General features: G+C 42.7%; 13 protein-coding genes and 1 rRNA gene. 7 read left to right on the forward strand and 7 right to left on the reverse strand.

Annotated features, from left to right (window positions below; all coding sequences use genetic code 11):
• The 6 genes from rrf to BLP85_RS13090 all read left to right on the forward strand — a co-directional run.
• A 5S ribosomal RNA gene (gene rrf, locus BLP85_RS13065) occupies positions 1-87 on the forward strand; the annotation flags it as partial.
• A gap of 344 nt (positions 88-431) precedes the next feature.
• On the forward strand, positions 432-1,778 hold the full coding sequence (locus BLP85_RS13070; RefSeq protein ID WP_092820555.1) for an MFS transporter: 1,347 nt from the start codon (positions 432-434) through the stop codon (positions 1,776-1,778).
• 323 nt (positions 1,779-2,101) lie between these two features.
• Positions 2,102-3,451 carry an aromatic acid/H+ symport family MFS transporter gene (locus BLP85_RS13075; protein WP_092820557.1) on the forward strand — a complete coding sequence of 450 codons (1,350 nt, stop codon included), beginning with the start codon at positions 2,102-2,104 and terminating at the stop codon, positions 3,449-3,451.
• 101 nt (positions 3,452-3,552) lie between these two features.
• Positions 3,553-4,128 carry a DUF4145 domain-containing protein gene (locus BLP85_RS13080; protein WP_228143303.1) on the forward strand — a complete coding sequence of 192 codons (576 nt, stop codon included), beginning with the start codon at positions 3,553-3,555 and terminating at the stop codon, positions 4,126-4,128.
• Between the two features lie 88 nt (positions 4,129-4,216).
• Entirely contained in the window at positions 4,217-4,540 is a 324-nt protein-coding gene (locus BLP85_RS13085) for an ankyrin repeat domain-containing protein (RefSeq protein ID WP_092820559.1), read from the forward strand.
• Between the two features lie 318 nt (positions 4,541-4,858).
• Positions 4,859-6,043 (forward strand): PQQ-dependent sugar dehydrogenase, encoded by a 1,185-nt coding sequence (locus BLP85_RS13090; protein WP_092820561.1) that lies wholly within the window; start codon positions 4,859-4,861, stop codon positions 6,041-6,043.
• Positions 6,044-6,702: 659 nt separating this feature from the next.
• On the opposite strand, the gene BLP85_RS13100 is transcribed toward BLP85_RS13090, so the two are convergent.
• The 5 genes from BLP85_RS13100 to ribF all read right to left on the reverse strand — a co-directional run bounded on the left by BLP85_RS13100 (position 6,703) and on the right by ribF (position 12,314).
• Entirely contained in the window at positions 6,703-7,245 is a 543-nt protein-coding gene (locus tag BLP85_RS13100) for an NADPH-dependent FMN reductase (RefSeq protein WP_092820563.1), read from the reverse strand.
• 147 nt (positions 7,246-7,392) lie between these two features.
• Positions 7,393-7,875, reverse strand: coding sequence for an FKBP-type peptidyl-prolyl cis-trans isomerase (locus tag BLP85_RS13105; RefSeq protein ID WP_092820565.1), 483 nt, complete (start codon positions 7,873-7,875; stop codon positions 7,393-7,395).
• Positions 7,868-8,410 carry a signal peptidase II gene (lspA, locus tag BLP85_RS13110; protein WP_086196606.1) on the reverse strand — a complete coding sequence of 181 codons (543 nt, stop codon included), beginning with the start codon at positions 8,408-8,410 and terminating at the stop codon, positions 7,868-7,870. Before lspA ends, BLP85_RS13105 begins: the two co-directional genes overlap by 8 nt.
• Positions 8,403-11,249: an isoleucine--tRNA ligase gene (ileS, locus tag BLP85_RS13115; RefSeq protein ID WP_092820567.1), complete on the reverse strand. Its 2,847-nt coding sequence runs from the start codon at positions 11,247-11,249 to the stop codon at positions 8,403-8,405. Before ileS ends, lspA begins: the two co-directional genes overlap by 8 nt.
• Positions 11,250-11,312: 63 nt before the next feature.
• Positions 11,313-12,314: a riboflavin biosynthesis protein RibF gene (gene ribF / locus BLP85_RS13120; protein WP_092820569.1), complete on the reverse strand. Its 1,002-nt coding sequence runs from the start codon at positions 12,312-12,314 to the stop codon at positions 11,313-11,315.
• Positions 12,315-12,635: 321 nt separating this feature from the next.
• Between ribF and BLP85_RS13125 the strand changes: the two genes are divergently transcribed.
• On the forward strand, positions 12,636-13,208 hold the full coding sequence (locus tag BLP85_RS13125) for a phosphorylase family protein (protein ID WP_092820711.1): 573 nt from the start codon (positions 12,636-12,638) through the stop codon (positions 13,206-13,208).
• A gap of 70 nt (positions 13,209-13,278) precedes the next feature.
• Here the strand turns inward: BLP85_RS13125 and BLP85_RS13130 are convergent, their stop codons facing one another.
• Positions 13,279-13,893, reverse strand: a complete 615-nt coding sequence (locus tag BLP85_RS13130) for a TetR/AcrR family transcriptional regulator (RefSeq protein WP_092820571.1) — start codon at positions 13,891-13,893, stop codon at positions 13,279-13,281.
• 379 nt (positions 13,894-14,272) lie between these two features.
• Positions 14,273-15,082 (reverse strand): ABC transporter ATP-binding protein, encoded by an 810-nt coding sequence (locus BLP85_RS13135; RefSeq protein WP_092820573.1) that lies wholly within the window; start codon positions 15,080-15,082, stop codon positions 14,273-14,275.
• Positions 15,083-15,091: the final 9 nt, after the last annotated feature.

Raw genomic sequence — 15,091 nt, forward strand, 5'->3', positions numbered from 1 at the left:
CTGATCCCTTCCCGAACTCAGAAGTGAAACCTCTTAGCGCTGATGGTAGTGTGGGATTACCCATGTGAGAGTAAGTCATCGCCAGCTCATTATTCTAAAAAGCCCTCTGCATAAGCAGGGGGCTTTTTTTTATGCGTAGAATTTTTATTAAAAAGAAGAATGATTCAAAAAAACAATTCAATTTTACTTTCCTTGCCCCCAATTCAGCATTGTCAATTTAAAAATGGTTAAAAACTAAACTCAAGGGTCTAGAATTCTGGTCATTTTTAATACTTTAGTAGAGTGTTTACTCGAAAATGGCTGTGTTCAACTTAGTCTGTTACGAAAGCATACTGCTATAAATCATCGAAAATAATAAAAAGATTACAGATCATGTGCTGTGTCGTAGTAATAACAATTAATTAAAACTCACAATTGGAGGTGAGAAAAAAATGGCAGCAAACACGGTTAGTGTGAATGATGTGATTGATCAGGCAAAATTCACTAAATTTCACTTGAGCATTGTATTATGGTGTTTATTCATTGTTCTATTTGACGGATATGATTTAGCGATCAATGGTGTGGTTCTGCCTCTGCTGATGCAGGAGTGGGGCATGAGTGCTGTTCAAGCCGGTATGCTGGCAAGTACAGCACTCGCTGGCATGATGTTTGGAGCAATGCTGTTTGGTATGCTTGCAGACAAAATTGGTCGTAAAAAAGTTATTTTAATTTGCGTCTCTTTATTTAGTGGTTTTACATTTTTAGGTGGATTTGCAACGAATCCAACAGAGTTTGGTATTTTACGTTTTATTGCAGGTTTAGGGATTGGTGGCGTATTACCGAATCTCGTTGCTTTAACATCTGAATATGCGCCTAAACGTTTAAAAAGTACACTTGTAACCACAATGTTTAGTGGTTATGCCGTAGGCGGTATTATGGCTGCATTATGTGGTTCCTGGTTTGCACCAAGCTTTGGCTGGAAAATTATGTTCTTCATTGCAGGTATTCCATTACTTTTTGTGCCACTTTTTTGGAAATTCTTACCTGAGTCTTTAACTTTCCTGGTTAAAGAACAAAAAATGAATGAAGCACGTCGTTTTATCAAACGAGTTGAGCCAACTGCAGACGTACGAGCAGATACTGAACTCGTTCTAGCAACAGGCGATCAGACACACAGTGCATCTGTAAAAGCTTTATTTTCAGAAAATCGTGCAACAGGAACATTCTTATTTTGGGTTGCTTTCTTCATGTGCTTACTTATGCTTTACGCACTTGGAAGTTGGTTACCAAAACTGATGATGGCTGCAGGTTATTCTTTAGGCAGCAGTTTAATGTTCTTATTAGCACTGAATATTGGTGCAGTGATCGGAACGATTGGTGGTGGTATTTTAGCAGACCGTTTTGACTTTAAACCTGTTCTTATTGGCATGTTAATTGTCGGTGTACTGTCTTTGGTTGGTTTAGGCTTTAATTCTCCACAGCCTGTTATTTACTTACTTGTCAGCTTGGCAGGTGCATCATCGATTGGTACAAGTATCTTGTTATATAGCTTTGTTGCTCAATACTATCCTGTTGCAGTACGTTCTACTGGTATTGGTTGGGCTTCTGCTGTGGGACGTACCGGTGCAATTGTTGGTCCAATCGTGATTGGTATGCTGCTTGGTATGGAATTACCACATAAATGGAACTTTATCGCGGTTGCAATTCCAGGCATTATCGGCATGATCGCTATTTCAATGATTCGTCAACCAAAACCTGTTCGCGTTGTAGTGAAACAATTGAAAACAGCCAAAATTTAAACTGCCGTCATTGGTCCATCCAGTTAAAAAAGCCCCTTTGAATTAAGGGGCTTTTGCATATCTTTTGTACAAAATCAAACCCATCAAAAAAGATAATCGATCTAAAAGGCCTGAATAGCCCAATTTACTTATAAAAATGATCATAAATTAATCTAATAATAATGTGATATATCAATCAAATAAATGTTATTCCAGTGCTCATAGAAGAATATCAATTAGTCTTATTGTGCGTTAAATCCGGCTTGCGTATATTGCGTCGAATTAAATATTCAGCCGAATATTTAAAGGATGTTACGGACAAGTACTCATGGGAGATGAGAACGATGACAATGGAAACTGTAGATATAAATTCTGTAGTCGACAATGCGAAATTTACGCCTTTTCACTTCAATGTAGTTGCTTGGTGTTTACTGGTAATTTTATTTGATGGTTATGATTTGGCAATTAATGGTGTAACTTTACCACTATTAATGAAGGACTGGGGCCTAAGTGCCGTTCAAGCGGGAATGCTTGCCAGTACAGCTCTTGCAGGCATGATGTTTGGTGCGATGATCTTTGGTTCCTTGGCGGACAAGATTGGTCGTAAAAAAGTGATCATGATCTGTATTGTTTTATTCAGTGGTTTAACCTTTGCTGGTGGTTTTGCTTCTAACCCAACTGAATTTGGTATTTTACGCTTCCTGGCTGGTCTGGGTATTGGCGGTGTGATGCCAAACCTGGTGGCATTGACTTCTGAATATGCTCCACAAAAAATGCGCAGCACACTTGTGACCACCATGTTTAGCGGTTATGCCGTTGGTGGTGTGATGGCGGCATTATTAGGTTCATGGTTTACGCCTGATTTTGGTTGGCAAATCATGTTCTTTATTGCCGGTATTCCTTTATTTTTACTGCCTGTAATCTGGAAATTCTTGCCTGAATCTTTGGCGTTTATGGTAAAGCAAAACAAGCAGGCTGAAGCACGTCGTATTGTGCGTCGCCTGTCGCCAAATACCAAGGTTACGGACCAGACCACATTTACTTTGCCACAGGAAAGTGTACCTGAAGCGGCAAACGTAGTAAGCCTGTTCCGTCGTGGTCGTGCAACCAATACCTTATTGTTCTGGGTTGCATTCTTCACCTGCTTGCTGACCATGTATGCCTTGAGCAGCTGGTTACCGAAGCTGATGATGGCAGCTGGTTACTCGATGGATAACAGCCTGATGTTTATGATGGTCATGAACGTGGGTGCAGTGGTCGGTATTGTGGGCGGCGGTATTCTTGCAGACCGTTTCCACTTGAAACCGGTATTGATGGTTTTAGGCATGATGGGCGCGGTTGTGATGAGCTCAATGGGCTTTGCGTCTAACCAGTTCTTACTTTACATCTTGGTGTTCTTGGCGGGTGCAGCATCGATTGGTTCGCAAATGTTGCTGTATAGCTATGTTGCGCAGTTCTATCCATTGGCAGTACGTTCAACAGGAATTGGCTGGTCATCTGCGATTGGTCGTATGGGCGCGATTGTAGGTCCAATTTTGATTGGTGGCTTACTGGGTATGAACCTGCCTGCACATTTCAACTTCATTGCAGTCGGCTTACCGGTGCTAATTACTGCGATTGCAGTTGCATTGATTATGCATGACGATGAGTCTGAAAAGATTGGTTCAGCTGAACCGGCAGTATCTAAAGCTTAAAAGTTAAGTTTAAAAAGAAGCCTCCGAAAGGGGGCTTTTTTATTTACTGATCATCTAAAGCAATTTAAATTAAAAAATCATGAGCTTAAAATTTATAAAAAATGGATTATCGCGAACAATGGGAAAGCTTTTTAAATCCTGAAGTATTTAGAGATCGAATAATTAATATTTCGATGTATATAACTATTTATGAAATGTTGAAAGATTCGATTATTAGTCGAATCAAAGACTTTTATGTTATGACTTTAATTGGTGCTAAGGATTTAGAAGGAGAGGAAGAATATAGATTAGAAGTTTTATCAAGACATAAAAATCATTTCTACGCTTCTATTTCTTGGTTAATAGAAAATGAAGTAATTAATGAAGAAGATAAGGAAAATATTGAAGTTTTAAAAAGTTATAGAAATTATTTGGCACATGAAATGAGTGATATCGTTTTTAATGGTGAAATAAAAGACCTGACGAAGAACTTTCTATGTGCTTACCAATTAATTCATAAAATTGAAAACTGGTGGATCGTTAACTTTGAAATGGCAATCAATCCAGATTTTACTGATGCTAATTTGGAAGATATAGATATCGATAATATACAATCAGGGAAAAAATTAATGATTGATATGGCTTTGTCAGTGTTATCAGGAAGTGAAGAACTATTAAAAAAATTCAAAAGTAATTAACCAAAGATTTATATATGATGAACTTTCTTGATGTTGACTGGATAAAATCAACCATTTCATAATTAGAAAAATTTTAGGTAATACAATTATGACTATTAAATCATTCTCCCCTATCCCTGAAGATGACGACGAACTGCATCTTCCTGAACTGGTGTACTGGGCATCGCTAGGCGACATCGACCAGGTTGAACAGGCTTTACAGGAAGGTCTGGACGTCAACTCTGCCGATGAAGAAGGCTATAGCGCCTTACATGCAGCAGCTGAAAATGATCACTTAGAAGTCGTGAAGCTATTGATCAGTAAAGGCGCAGATGTCAATCATCGCAGTACCTATACCGCTCTGGAGCTTGCTGAAATGGCAGGCAATAAAGAAGTCGTAGCTTACCTTAAAAGCTTAAAAGGATTATCCTGATAAAAAAGAAGCCCCATCATCCTGATAGGGCTTCTTTATATGGGTTGCCTAGGTATAACTCCTGTCGTACCTCACATCCTGATGCTCAAACATTATTATTGTTGTTTTCTGTTTGGGAAACTTCCTGTCTCCTGATGAGTTCAGAATAAGAAATTTATCTTGAAGGAGATAGAGGTCAATAGAACCATTTTGTGTACGCTATGTCTTACATAACCCACCAGACCAAATGAAAGTTTGTTACCAATAAAAAATAGTGATTTTCAATATTGTACTTAGAATAAAACGGGTGAGCTCTTTGAATGGCAGAGGATAATCAGAATGAAAATATTCCGACAGCGTATGTTGAGCACCATCATATTGATCAGTACAGCAGGTTTAACCGCGTGTAATGCACAAACTGATGCTGTCAATCCGGCAGCCAAGTCAGCCGCAGAAACTGCATCTTCCAAACCTTCTTCAGGTTCAGTCAATCAAACGTATAAACTGACGCGCATCGCAGAATTTAATGAACCCTGGGCCATGGCAGAGCTGAAGGATGGCCGTTTACTGGTCACTGAAAGAAAGGGAAAGTTACAGCTATTTGACCCCAAAACCAGACAAAAAATTGAAGTCAAAGGCATACCTAAAGTAGCCTATGGCGGGCAAGGCGGCTTGGGCGATATCGCCTTGCATCCACAATTTGAACAGAACCATATCATTTACTTCAGTTATGCCGAAGCAGGACAGGGCGGTTATGGTGCTGTAGTTGCCCGGGGTGAATTAGATTTATCTAATAGTCAGCAACCGCAAGTTAAAAATTTAAAAACCATATGGAAACAGGTACCTAAAGTACAAGGGCAGGGACATTATGCCCATCGGCTCCTGTTTGGTCAGGATGGAAAGTTATGGATTAGCTCGGGTGAACGCCAGAAGTTTGATCCGGCGCAAAATATGCAATCCAATTTAGGCAAAATATTGCGTCTTAATGAGGATGGAACGCCTGCTGCAGGTAATCCGTTTAGCAGTCAGGGCGAAGTTGCAAAACAGGTCTGGTCGTTGGGACATCGCAATCCATTAGGCATTGCATTTGATGCACAAGGCAAACTTTGGGTGGTTGAAATGGGTCCCAAAGGTGGCGATGAACTGAACCTGATTGTAAAAGGTGAAAATTACGGTTATCCGCTGGTTTCAAATGGCGATCATTATGATGGCAGAGATATTCCTGACCATCATACCCGCCCTGAATTTAAAGCACCTGAAATCAGCTGGACACCTGTCATTTCCCCATCCAGCCTGATTTTTTATCAGGGTTCCCAATTTCCTGCATGGAAAAACAAAGCCCTGATTGGCGGTTTATCTTCCAAATCCATTGTGGTGGTGGATACAGCGATGAAACCTGTGACTGAAGTACAACGCGTGGATATGAAGCAACGTATCCGTGATGTGCTGGAAGCCCCGGATGGCTCTATTTGGGTGCTGGAAGACGGTCAAAATGCCAGATTGCTGAAAATGACTGCGAAATAATACGGCCTATACAATTGAAAAGCCCCAGGTGGGGCTTTGGGAATAATGGATATTCATGATTGCCTGGATCAGGCGGCGTAGTGTTCATCTGCATTAAACGCATTGGCCTGTATCTGGATCAGTTTACGGTTGCCTTGTTCGCCATTCATGCGCCAATGGGCGATCTTGATATTATCCACAATGGCTACATCACCTTTCTGTCATTGCAGTAACAGGGCATCCCGGTACATGGCATCAAAAAAGGCCTGCTTGTCTTGATCGTTCCATTTTATTATTTTGTTGAGGATGGCTGGAATAATTCTGAGGATTATTCCTTTGATTCCTCATTTTTGCATGGGTGTAATTATAGAGTTTGAAATTTGCATCTCATGTAACTTTTGATCGTTTGGGTTCAAGTTTTCGATAAATGGTCAGTCAGATCACAGTCATGTATAAAGAAAAAACCCCGACATCCTGTCGGGGTTTTTCATATTCATTCAAAGGTATAACTCCTGTCGTACCTTGCAGCATCCTGCTGTTATTTTCGCTTATCTTTTTAGTTTTAAGCTTAGAGACTTCCTGTCTCGGTATGAGTTAAATATATCGTGAAAAATAATGTGTGAAAAGGAGATATATTCTTCAAATCTTGTAAGCTTAAACGTACAACGTTTTCCAACACATCAAGAACTTACGTATTGAATCAGTTTATTCAGCACGTCCTTTAAGGTCTTCTGGTCAAACTCATTTGGTTCAAATTCTTCGGTTTTATTACGTGAAAAAATATCGCGAATTTCAATGACCGCATTACTGTCGATTAAACCGAGTTGTGTGCCGACCTGGCGAATCTGGTCTATGGAACGGGAGCCATTGGTTGCACCGTAGCCAATATAGGCAGCCGGTTTGCCTTGCCATTCTTTACCAACGTAGTCGAGTGCATTTTTAAGCGCCGGACTGTAGCCATGATTATATTCAGGACTGATAAAAATAAAGGCATCGCCCGAAGCCACTTTGTCTGCCCAGTCTTGCTGTTTGGGTTGATCATAAATGCCTGTTATGGGCGGATGGCTGCCGGCAAAAATCGGCAGATTCCATTCTTTTAAATCGACCAGTTCGGCCTGAACGGTACTAAAATTGGCCTGATCTATACTGCGCTTTACCCAGCGTGCCACTTTAATGGCGGTCCGCCCTTCACGCACGCTACCCACGACAATATATATTTTCATGTATGCTCCCTAGTTTTTTGAATTTTCGTCTTTAACTTATTATGAATGTTATTTATTGAATATTAGGGATTTGTATCTTCTAGCCTGTTATAAAAACAGAAAATAAAAAGCTCCCGAAGGAGCTTTTAAAGGTATAGGGCTGAAACCTTACATAATTTTAATGCCTTGCTGACCCGCAGGCGTTACTTTAAAGATTTCCACTTCAAAAGTAATATCCTTACCGGCAAGCGGGTGGTTAAAGTCAATTTCGGTAATGTCTTCACCGACCGATTTCACCACACCAAACAGGCTTTGCTTGGCTTTATCTTCAAACTCAATCATATGACCCACAACAGGTGTCTGTTCGAATTTAACCGTGTCAAACTTTTGTACGTTTTCAGGATTCCATGGACCAAAAGCCTCTTCAGGAGGAAGACTCACGGTACGACGGTCCCCGGCACGTAGACCAAACAGGGCTTTTTCGAAGCCCGGCAACAAACTGCCATCACCCATTACCAGGCTGACAGGCGTTTCACGGCTGCGGGTGTTGTCAATTTCCACGCCATTTTCAATAGCGACCGAAAAATGCAGCTCAACTTTAGAGCCTGCTGCAATTCGGGTTTCTTCATTCGGATTAATAATTTCAGTCATTTTGTTGCGCTTCCGCACGTTGAATACGGTGTTTTTCCAGGAAAAACGTATCGATCAGGAGCAAGATCGTGCCTACGGTAATGGCACTATCGGCAATATTAAAAGCAGGAAAGTGGCTGTTGTTGTAATAAACGTGAATAAAATCGACCACATAACCCAAAGTTACACGGTCAATCAGGTTACCGATGGCGCCACCTAAAATCAGGGCAATCGCCATGGGTAAAATCACGATCTTTTTTGGCATCCGCATCAGCCAAAATACAAAAATCACAGACACTAATGCTGCCAGTGAAGTAAAGAAATAACGTTGCCATCCACCGGCATCGGACAAGAAACTAAAGGCTGCGCCATAGTTATGTAGCAATGTCCAGTTTAAAAAGGGCAGTACAGGGACCGGATCTGCATAGTTCAGATGGGTCGTTGCAAACCATTTGGTCCATTGATCCAGAATAATCGCCACAATGGATAATCCGACCCACACAAGATTGTGCGGGTAGAATTGAAATAAGCCCTTTTTGTTTTGCGGATTAGGCATACTTTCTCTCTTCGCCTTGACCTGTAGGAAGGTTAATAATACAACGAGAACAAAGACCTGGATGTTCATGATGTGTATTCACATCAGGCAAGACATGCCAGCAGCGTGCACATTTTTCACCATCGGCCGCTGAAACTTTCACACGTAAACCTTCCAGATCGCTTGCTTCGCCTTGTGCTTCATCAAAGGCATTTACTGCCACTTGTGAAGTAATCAGGACAAAACGAAGTTCATCGTTTAACTGATCCAGTACCGCTTTCAATTCGGCATTGGCCCACAGTTCAACTTTGGCAGACAGGTTAGAACCAATCAGTTTGGCATTACGCGCTGCTTCAATTTGCTTGTTCACCGCAGACTTAACGCTAATTAAAGTCTGCCAGTCAGCTTCTGAAACCAGATTGGCAGTTGAAGCCACCGGAATGTCATACCACTCGGCAGTGAATACGTATTTCTCGCTTTGACCTGGAATTAAAGGCCAAGCTTCTTGTGCAGTAAAGCTCAAGATTGGCGCCATCCAGCGTACAAAGGCCTGGACCAGGTGATACAAGGCAGTTTGTGCAGAATGACGGGCTTGTGAATCCGCTTTGGTGGTGTATTGACGGTCTTTGATGATGTCGAGATAGAAACCACCCAGGTCGTTAATACAGAAGTTGGTCAGCGCGTTAGTGACGATATGGAAGTTCATATCTTCATAAGCTTGCTGAATGGTTTTTTGTACGTCGCTTGCGCGTTGCAGGATGTATTGATCCAAGGCAATCAATTGATCGACTGGTAAAGCATCAGTTGCTGGCTGGAAGCCGTTCAGGTTTGCCAGCAAGAAACGCAAGGTATTACGGATACGGCGGTAACCGTCCGAAGCACGGCTAAAGATTTCCTTACCCGCCGTCATTTCATAACGGTAATCTGCAGATGCAATCCAGAAGCGTAAGCCGTCTGCACCCATGTCTTTAATGATGTCTTGCGGGGTGATGATGTTACCCAACGATTTAGACATCTTACGGCCTTTTTCATCGACCACGAAACCATGCGTCAACAAGCCTTTGTACGGTGCGCGTTCGTTAATCGCAATTGAAGTCAGCAATGACGACTGGAACCAGCCACGGTGCTGGTCTGAACCTTCCAGGTACAAATCCGCAGGGTCTTGCAGTTCTTCACGTTCACGAAGTACGGCGTAGTGGGTTGTACCCGAGTCGAACCATACGTCCAGCGTATCGCGTACCGCATTGTAGTGTTCAGCATCCGCACCAATAAAGTCGGCAGCATCGCGGTTGTACCAGCCATCAATGCCTTCCTGTTCTATCAGTTTTGCAACTTCTTCAATCAGTTCAGGTGTACGTGGGTGAAGCTCGTTGGTGTCTTTGTGTACAAAGAATGGAATTGGTACGCCCCAGGTACGTTGACGTGAGATACACCAGTCCGGACGGCCTTCAATCATCGCCTGAATACGGTTTTTACCCCAATCCGGCACAAAGCTGATTTCATTTTCAATCGCGTTCAATGCACCTTGACGTAAACCTTTGGCATCCATGCTGATGAACCATTGCGGTGTTGCACGGAAGATAATCGGGGTTTTATGGCGCCAGCAGTGTGGATAGCTGTGTTTGATTGGGTGATGTGCCCAAAGCTTATTGTTTTCTGCCAAAGTCGCAATAATTTGTGGATTGGCTTTGTAGATGTGTTCGCCTGCAAAGATTGGTGCAGTAGGTAAATATACGCCATTGCCACCAACAGGATTGTCAACTTTTAGGTTGTATTGTAGGCCAACTTTATAGTCGTCCACACCATGTCCAGGCGCGGTATGTACTGCACCTGTACCGCTTGTTGCGGTCACGTGTTCGCCTAAAATTACAGGCACTTGGCGTGCTTGAATCAGTGGATGTTGCAAGATCAGGTTTTCGAGTTTGTCACCTGTGAAGTCAGCCAATACTTCATAGCTGCTAAAGCCGTAGCGTTCAGTCGCTGACTGTACTAATTCTTTGGCTAAGATAAAGTTTTGTGGTGCTTTTTCATCGGCACGTGCTTTGACCAATTGATATTCAATTTCAGCATGCAGGGCAACCGCCTGGTTGGCAGGCAATGTCCAAGGTGTTGTGGTCCAGATTACGATGTCGGTGCGGTCAGTCACTTGCACGCCTAAACGTGCAGACAGGTCTGCCAAGTCAACCACGCTGAAACCGACATCAATCGCATCCGATTTTTTATCTTCATATTCAACTTCAGCTTCTGCCAATGCCGAACCACAGTCCAGACACCAGTTCACCGGTTTTAAACCCGGTTCGATATGACCTGCTTTGGCAATGGCACCCAGAGAACGCACGATGTCGGCTTCTTGCTTGAAGTTCATGGTGAGATATGGATTGTCCCAGTCACCGAACACGCCCATACGCACGAAGTCTTTTTTCTGTAATTCAACCTGGGTGTAGGCATATTCACGGCAGTGCTTGCGGAAAGTTGCGGCATCGACTTTCACGCCGACCTTACCGACTTTTTCTTCAACTTTCAGTTCGATTGGCAGACCGTGACAGTCCCAACCCGGCACATAAGGGGCATCATAGCCATCCATCACGCGGCTTTTGATGATGATGTCTTTTAAAACCTTATTGACTGCGTGACCTAAATGGATTTGACCGTTGGCGTACGGAGGGCCGTCATGAAGCACATATTTTTTCTTGCCAATACGCGATGCACGAATCTGCTGATAAATGTTGTCGGCATACCACTCTTCTAACCATTTTGCTTCACGTACTGCCAGATTTGCTTTCATTGCAAATTCAGTACCTGGGAGGTTTAGCGTGGCTTTATAATCCACTGCATTTTCAGGAGTTTGCTTATCGCTCATGCAAGTTGTCTTCCAATTTAATCAGCCTTGGGCTGACGCGTTTTACAATAAAAAATCTGGGATTTAAAAGGGAAAATGGGGCGTGTTTTGTCGAAACTCAAGCAGTTTCTCAACATCGTCATCAATTCCGGCTTTTAATGCTTCAAGCGAAGGGTAGTCCTTTTCGCCATGTAAATAGTGCAAGAATGTCACCCGCATTAACAGGCCATACAGATTAGCAGAAACATCAGGAAAATGTACTTCTAATCGCCATTCTGGATGGACTTGTTTGATGGCCGGTCGTGTGCCGACATGTCCGGCACCGAACAGGGCAGTAGGTTCATAGCCTGCAATGCCTGATTTTTCAGGATTGTCAGCCTTCACTTTATCTTTTAACGATAGGGTTTCACATACTACTTCGACGCCGTAAATCCCGTTTAGACAAGGTTTATGACGATTTAAAGCAACATTAATGGTTGGAAAATCAAGGGTTCGTCCAATCTGGTCACCGTATTGTACCCGACCGGTAATGCTATAGGGACGGCCGAGTAATTTGGCAGCCAGGGCTAAATCGCCTGCTTGCAGGGTCTGACGAATACGGGTCGAGCTGACACGTTCACCATCCAGTGCAACCGTGGTTAAGTTGGTGACCTGAAAACCATAGGCTCTTAAAAACTCACTATTGCCCTGACGGTTTTTGCCAAAGTGGAAGTCATCTCCCAATACCAGGCTGTGGGCATTCAGTTTGAGTTTTAACAGTTCAGCAAAGCTTTCCGCATTGAGACTGCGGAAATGGTTATCAAATTTTGCAACGGCAATGTAGTCCACGCCCAGTTCGGTCAGATATTCCACTTTTTCACGCAGTGAGGTGATGCGTGGAGGAGCATCATAACCCTTAAAAAATTCCAGAGGTTGCGGCTCGAAAATCATCACCAGGGTTTTTAGATTTTCTGCGGCTGCCAGCTGTTTTAACTGGCTAATCATCGCCTGATGGCCCAAATGTACACCGTCAAAATTACCAATGGTTACGGCCGTTTTTGGCAATTGAAAATTGGGCGCTAAAGCATTCAGGCGGAGCAGCTTCATGGGCGAATCAATAAGTGAAAAATTATCAGGGCTATATATTGCCATAATCTTACGCTTTCGTCTTGTTGTTGTGTTTTCATACAAAAAAATATTAAATTTCTTGCAAAAATAGGATGTGAAAAAAATCTGCATACAGCAGATTCATTGCATGGAATGGTTTTAAACTTGGTGATGCCAAGAAAAATAAATTCAAATATTCAAGTGAATGCGGGCTATTAAATTTTTGCACGCTAGCATGCTCACGATTTTAAATTTGCACTTGCTGGGTAATTCTTTTCTAATGTGCACAACTTTAAATTTGCACGTTACGAAGGTTTTGCTATGTCTGATCTGGCTTTAATTATGGCCTTGCCCAGTGAATCTAAAGGTCTGTTTGAGCAGGCAGGCATCGAAGTCCATTACAGCGGTATTGGCAAAGTCAATGCGGCCTTTAAAGCCTTTGAGGTGATTCACAAGACCGGTTGCAAGACCTTACTGAATTTGGGTACGGCGGGAAGTTCACATTTTAATGCGCATGAACTGGTGGAAGTCACAACCTTTGTGCAACGGGATATGGATGTATCCCCGCTCGGTTTTGCAGTCGGGGTGACTCCTATGGATGAGGACCATCCGGCAGAAATTCATTTGCAGTCCTATTTTCAGTATTTGCCTCAAGGCATCTGTGGAACGGGGGACAGCTTTGAAACAGGCCTGCCTAAAGTGCCATGCCATCTGGTCGATATGGAAGGCTATGCCATGGCCAAAGTGTGTAAAAAACTGGGGGTAAGATTTGTTTCAGTGAAATATATTACCGATGGGGCCAATGAAACTGCGCATCTGGATTGGGAAGAAAATTTATTGTTGGGTGCGCAAAAGCTATCAAAATTATATCAAACGATAAAAGAAGAACAGTGAAAGTGGAAATTCGGCGACCATAGAAAACTATGGTCGTATGCCAAAACTATCGTTGACGATAATTTAAGAGTTATGGACGGGGAATGACGCCATATAACATCATGTGTACCGTATGGTGAATACAACGTTGTTGCATACTGCGATTGCGTAAGGTTTTGCCGGTGACCATTTCCATCTGGACAGCAAAATCGGCATAGTTCTGGGTCAATGCCCAAATATTCAAAATCAGCAGTTCAGGGTCAATTTCTTTGGCAATTTTCCCCTGTTCTTGCCATGTGCTAATCACTTTAGCCTTGCGCTTGAACAGTTTCTTTAAAGGACCTTTTAGAATTGGCAAAATATGCGGAGCACCTTGAATCACTTCCAATGCAAACAGACGGGATGCTTTCGGTTGAGTACGCGATACTTCAATTTTTTGCAATAAATAATTGGTGATGGCTTCTTCAGGCTCTAGCTCTGATTCCAGCATTTGCAGTGGCGCAAGCCATTTCTGTAGAACGGTAGTGAGCACTTCTACATATAACGCTTCTTTATTTTCATAATAATAGAAAATATTTGATTTATGCATTTCAGCAATTTGAGCAATCTCGTCTAAGCTTGCCCCATTAAAACCGTAAAGGGAAAATACATCGAGTGCAGCATTCAGCAATTGATGTCTTTTTTGTGTACTCTTTTTTTGTTCCATTGGCAAATTTAAAAAATTAAAGGGGAAACATAAATTGTACGGCAAATCGTCAGATTTGTGCATAAGCAAAAGTTTTAATTTTATGAATAATGATGATTTATTTTGTAGATGAGCTATGAAATTACGATAAATTCAAAAAAGTAAAAAATTGAGGTAGAAAGATGGCTGTTTAGTACCCGATGCATATTCTCCAGTATTTCAGTCAGATTACAAATTAAAATATTGAGGCCCGGTAGGTGGTGCAATATGTGAGGGGAAGAGCCATCATTAAATAAAATTAAAGAATCTGTTTATCTTGCCTTTACATCATCTTGAGATCAGCGCCAATCAACTCCGGATTGATAAGCGCTTATTTTAAATCCTGATTCAAAAATAAAAATCAGGTCGCCAGTACGGCATTTAATACTTGTTGCTCGAGTTCATTAAAGGCGTAATCTTTTTGACGTGGTCGAGGCAAATCCACTTTAAACTGCTGGGCAATGTGTCCCTTATCTAACAGGATAATCCGGTCGGCCAGCTGCACGGCTTCGCTGACATCATGGGTTACCAGAATTGCGGTAAAACCCTGTTCGGTCCAGAGTTTTTCAATCAGGTTCTGCATGTCCAGACGGGTGAGTGCATCCAGTGCTCCTAAGGGCTCATCCAGTAGCAAGATACGGGGTTTATGCGATAAGGCCCGGGCCAGTGCCGTACGCTGACGCTGCCCCCCTGAAAGCTGCGATGGCCACAAGCCCGCTTTGTCTTTCAAGCCGACTTTTTCTAGCAGGGCAGAAGCATTGTCTTGCTGGTGTTTAGGTAAACCCAGCTGTACATTCTGCTCAATACTCCGCCATGGCAACAGTCGCGGGTCCTGGAACATGACCCGAATGTCATCGCTGGTGATGCCTTCGCGAATATGACGCGCCGATTTAAACTTGATTTCACCATAGCTCGGCTGTTCCAGATCGGCAATCAGACGCAGCAGGGTACTTTTACCGCAGCCACTGCGTCCGACAATGGCCAGGAATTCACCTGGCTGAATGTGCAGATCCAGATCTTCCAGAACTTTGACTTCAGCATAGAATTTGTGCAGCTGTTCAATCAGAATTTCTGCACCGACTACAGCATGAGGATTGATATCGGTAGGGTCAGGTTGTTGCGGTATTGGGCGTTCTTCAGATGCATGACGCCCGATGCTTAAATCAGTCATGTCTTATTC

The organism is Acinetobacter kookii (assembly GCF_900096895.1).
GTDB lineage: Bacteria > Pseudomonadota > Gammaproteobacteria > Pseudomonadales > Moraxellaceae > Acinetobacter > Acinetobacter kookii.

Coding starts and splice junctions, on each gene's coding strand:
- BLP85_RS13130 (WP_092820571.1), bottom strand. CDS start 13,893: ATGGAACAAAAAAAGAGTACACAAAAAAGACATCAATTGCTGAATGCT.
- lspA (WP_086196606.1), bottom strand. CDS start 8,410: ATGCCTAATCCGCAAAACAAAAAGGGCTTATTTCAATTCTACCCGCAC.
- BLP85_RS13090 (WP_092820561.1), top strand. CDS start 4,859: ATGAAAATATTCCGACAGCGTATGTTGAGCACCATCATATTGATCAGT.
- BLP85_RS13135 (WP_092820573.1), bottom strand. CDS start 15,082: ATGACTGATTTAAGCATCGGGCGTCATGCATCTGAAGAACGCCCAATA.
- ribF (WP_092820569.1), bottom strand. CDS start 12,314: ATGAAGCTGCTCCGCCTGAATGCTTTAGCGCCCAATTTTCAATTGCCA.
- BLP85_RS13100 (WP_092820563.1), bottom strand. CDS start 7,245: ATGAAAATATATATTGTCGTGGGTAGCGTGCGTGAAGGGCGGACCGCC.
- BLP85_RS13080 (WP_228143303.1), top strand. CDS start 3,553: ATGGATTATCGCGAACAATGGGAAAGCTTTTTAAATCCTGAAGTATTT.
- BLP85_RS13125 (WP_092820711.1), top strand. CDS start 12,636: ATGTCTGATCTGGCTTTAATTATGGCCTTGCCCAGTGAATCTAAAGGT.
- BLP85_RS13075 (WP_092820557.1), top strand. CDS start 2,102: ATGACAATGGAAACTGTAGATATAAATTCTGTAGTCGACAATGCGAAA.
- BLP85_RS13070 (WP_092820555.1), top strand. CDS start 432: ATGGCAGCAAACACGGTTAGTGTGAATGATGTGATTGATCAGGCAAAA.
- BLP85_RS13085 (WP_092820559.1), top strand. CDS start 4,217: ATGACTATTAAATCATTCTCCCCTATCCCTGAAGATGACGACGAACTG.
- ileS (WP_092820567.1), bottom strand. CDS start 11,249: ATGAGCGATAAGCAAACTCCTGAAAATGCAGTGGATTATAAAGCCACG.
- BLP85_RS13105 (WP_092820565.1), bottom strand. CDS start 7,875: ATGACTGAAATTATTAATCCGAATGAAGAAACCCGAATTGCAGCAGGC.